The organism is Peribacillus sp. 05N428, from assembly GCF_056397085.1.
In genome coordinates this window covers 1-3,762 of the sequence record NZ_JBFTMS010000096.1, presented here as the reverse complement: position 1 = coordinate 3,762, position 3,762 = coordinate 1, and the positions used below count along the sequence as shown (strand labels likewise).

The window sequence follows — 3,762 nt, the reverse complement described above, 5'->3', positions numbered from 1 at the left end:
AATGTAAGTCCTAATGAAGGTGTTTCGTTGCAGTTAAATAGTAAAAACCCGATAAATGGAAAATTAGAACCTATTGTTGTTGATTTTTCAGCGAGTAAAAAAGACGTGCCCGAAGCATATGAACTCTTAATATTTGATGCTCTGCGTGGGGACTCTACCTTCTTTGCTCATTGGGACGAAGTTGAATTATCTTGGAAATGGGTACAGCCCGTTTTAGAGGCGTTTGAGGAAAATGCCCTTCCACTCCACCTATATCAAGCCGGTTCGATGGGGCCACAAGCTGCTTCGCAATTATTGGAGGAGGATGGTTTTAAATGGTGGGAAACTAGGGGGGGAGTTTAATCCGCACCTCCCTGGAAGGCTATTGGTATGAAGAGAGCAAACCGAGGTTGGATTTGACAGATAATTGTTACGCGATTTACCCAAGGAACTTAAAGTATTTGTTGAATCCTTATGGTTCCATAAGGAGACCATGAAGAACAACAAATGGGTAGCATAATAATACAGGCTATTTTTTGTAATTTAAAGGAGGAAACTCAAGTGAAAGTAGGATTAATTGGATTAGGGAAAATGGGTATGAACTTAGGAAAAAACTTAATTGACAATAAACACCGTGTAATGGCGTTTGATCTAAATACAAATACTATTGAAGAAATTAAAAAATACGGAGTTGAAGGAGCATCCAGTTTACAAGATCTTGTTCAATCATTAGAAAAGCCACGAGTTGTTTGGATAATGGTCCCACACTCAGTCGTTGATTCAGTTATTAGTGAAATCACACCATTTCTAAGTGAAGGAGATATCGTCATTGAAGCTGGTAATTCGCATTATAAGGAATCCATTCGTCGTTACGAACAGTTGAAGAAAGTTGGAGTGAGCTTTATGGATGCCGGTACTTCTGGGGGGATGGAAGGTGCTCGCTATGGTGCTTGTTATATGATTGGTGGAGATCCTGAAGCATGGAGCATTGTCGAGCCGATTTTTAGAGATACAGCTGTAGATAATGGGTATTTATATGCTGGGAAATCTGGTAGTGGCCACTTCTTAAAAATGGTCCACAATGGAATAGAATACGGAATGATGGCCGCCATTGGTGAAGGATTCGAAGTCCTGGAAAAAAGCGATTTCGATTTTGACTATGAAAAAGTGGCACGGGTGTGGAATAACGGTTCTGTCATCCGCTCATGGCTCATGGAATTGACAGAACGCGCATTTTCTAAAGATGCAAAATTAGATGAAATTAAGGGCATTATGCATTCTTCTGGGGAAGGGAAATGGACAGTTGAAACCGCTTTGGATCTTCAAACAGCTACCCCTGTTATCGCTATGTCTTTACTAATGCGTTACCGTTCATTAGACAATGATACATTTACAGGTAAAGTGGTAGCTTCCCTTCGTAATGAATTTGGCGGACATGCTGTGGAAAAATCATAAAGTCATCTGCTGTATATGTCTTTCGTTAAAATGAGCCGGAAATTCATTGGATTTTTAGTTTGGTATATCCCAAAAATTGGTAGATTTACTTAAGTCGTTGATAGTGCTAACTATGTTGATTGAAGCGGAAGGAGCGAGACTCCTCGAAAATGCATTCACATTTTCTCGTGCGGTGCCTATTCACGGATGATGATTCAACGTCCTGCGGGAAAAACATGACAAGGGAGACCCCGCAGCCGCACAGCGCCGAGGAGGCTCCCGGCTCGCCCGCGGAAAGCGAGCACCTGGAGCCAACAGACAAGTTTAACAGAGCCAAAAAAATAAAACAATATTGAGGTGTGACATCATGAACGTATTGGATGCAAAAATCATTAACACACAATATGGTTTAGAAACCTATTTAGACATGGTGAAGAATATCGAAGTAAAAGAACTCCATTCTCCATCAGATAATGAGCCCTTTTATGAAATAGTATTAGGGATAGAGTATTTTCTTCTAAGGGACGGAAAATATTATGATAGTGAAAGGAATTATTTTCGGATTCAAATGAGCGAAGATTTTAATTCAATCACGTTAAGAGAGACAGATACCGAAAGTTTATTTGCTGTCAAAACCGAACACGAGAGAGACTCAACTAAGCTACTGGTTGGAGAATGGCTTATAAAAACCAATGCTTTCAAGCAAGTAATAAGTGAACTGATCCAACAAAAGAAAATGGAGAATGTTCAAAATGAGGGAGACACTCGAAAAGTATTAGGAACGATAAGATTCTTGGAAATATTACTTGAAATCAAAACAGAAGACATACTAAGTGCCGATGTAGAGAGGGACCATTGAGTTTTCTTAATACTAACTATCTTTTAATGTACGCTATTGATAATTACACGGTCCCACTAAGGATTTTTCAAAATTGAAAAGGGGGAGTTTAAATGTGTTTTTAAAAACTTCCCTTATATACTGTAGAAAAGGAGAATGCACTAACATGAAACGTTTTACTATGCCGAGAGATCTTTTTTACGGAGAAGGATCTCCGATTGAAGCAGCTAAGCTAAATTTGATTGAAAGGGGAAGTAATGTATGACTATTTCGTTTGATTACTCCAATGCATTAGCATTTATGAAAAAGAGTGAAGTAGATAATCTAAGTGAATTTGTAAAAGTGGCTCATAAAATGCTACATGAAAAAACAGGCCCCGGCTCTGATTATCTTGGTTGGGTCGATTTGCCACTAAACTATGATAAGAGTGAATTTGAAAGAATTAAACAAGCTGCTGAAAGAATCAAGAAACATTCAGACGCAATGGTTGTAATTGGTATTGGTGGTTCGTATTTGGGTGCAAGATCAGCTATAGAAGCTTTGTCCCATAGCTTTCATAACCAAATGAACGATAAGACAAAAGTGTATTTTGCCGGTCACAATATCAGTTCTACTTATATATCTCATTTATTTGAACTATTAGAGGGGAAAGATATCTCTGTTAACGTCATTTCCAAATCAGGAACAACGACAGAGCCAGCCCTTGCTTTCCGTATTTTTCGTGACTATATGGAGAAAAAATACGGAAAAGAAGAGGCGAGAAAACGTATTTTTGCCACTACAGATCAGGAAAAAGGCGTATTAAAAAAGCTTGCGGACAAAGAAGGATATGAAACGTTTGTTATTCCGGATGATGTAGGTGGAAGGTATTCTGTGCTAACAGCAGTTGGTCTCTTACCAATTGCCGTAGCAGGACTTGATATTGATCATATGATGGAAGGGGCAGCAGCAGCAGCCCGTAAATACAACAATCCTGATTTATTGACAAATGAGAGCTATCAGTATGCTGCGGTCCGAAATGTACTCTACAATAAGGGAAAAGCAATTGAAGTGCTTGTTAACTATGAGCCCTCCCTTCACTACGTATCGGAATGGTGGAAGCAGCTGTTTGGGGAAAGTGAAGGAAAAGATCAAAAGGGGCTATTCCCTGCTTCCGTTGATTTTTCAACGGATTTGCATTCCATGGGGCAATATGTACAAGAAGGTCGACGAAACCTTTTAGAAACGGTTTTACAGATTAAGAAACCTCGAATTGAAGTGACTATTCAGGAGGATCCAGAAAATATTGATGGATTAAACTTCCTGGCAGGTAAGACGATGGATGAAGTCAACAAAAGTGCATTTCAGGGTACCCTTATGGCCCATATAGATGGAGAAGTACCTAATCTCGTGATTGAACTGGATGAAATGAATGAATACACTTACGGTGAGATGGTTTACTTTTTTGAGAAGGCATGTGGGATTAGTGGCCATCTATTAGGAGTTAACCCATTTGACCAGCCTGGAGTCGA

The 3,762-nt window shown here is 39.4% G+C and carries 3 protein-coding genes and 1 pseudogene; all 4 read left to right on the top strand.

Annotation, left to right across the window (positions count from 1 at the left end; all coding sequences use genetic code 11):
* Window positions 1-342: pseudogene (locus AC1DIV_RS29760) on the top strand (glucose-6-phosphate dehydrogenase); the annotation flags it as partial.
* Window positions 343-540: 198 nt separating this feature from the next.
* A complete protein-coding gene (gene gnd / locus AC1DIV_RS29755) occupies window positions 541-1,434 on the top strand; it encodes a phosphogluconate dehydrogenase (NAD(+)-dependent, decarboxylating) (RefSeq protein ID WP_031538333.1) in 894 nt (297 codons plus the stop codon).
* A gap of 346 nt (window positions 1,435-1,780) precedes the next feature.
* A complete protein-coding gene (locus AC1DIV_RS29750) occupies window positions 1,781-2,272 on the top strand; it encodes a hypothetical protein (RefSeq protein ID WP_031538332.1) in 492 nt (163 codons plus the stop codon).
* A gap of 240 nt (window positions 2,273-2,512) precedes the next feature.
* Window positions 2,513-3,762, top strand: a 1,250-nt coding sequence (locus tag AC1DIV_RS29745) for a glucose-6-phosphate isomerase (protein ID WP_477577940.1), incomplete at its 3' end; no start/stop codon positions are given.

What these genes read in the sequence shown, in the direction of transcription:
- AC1DIV_RS29750 (WP_031538332.1), top strand. Translation starts at nt 1,781, where the DNA reads ATGAACGTATTGGATGCAAAAATCATTAACACACAATATGGTTTAGAA.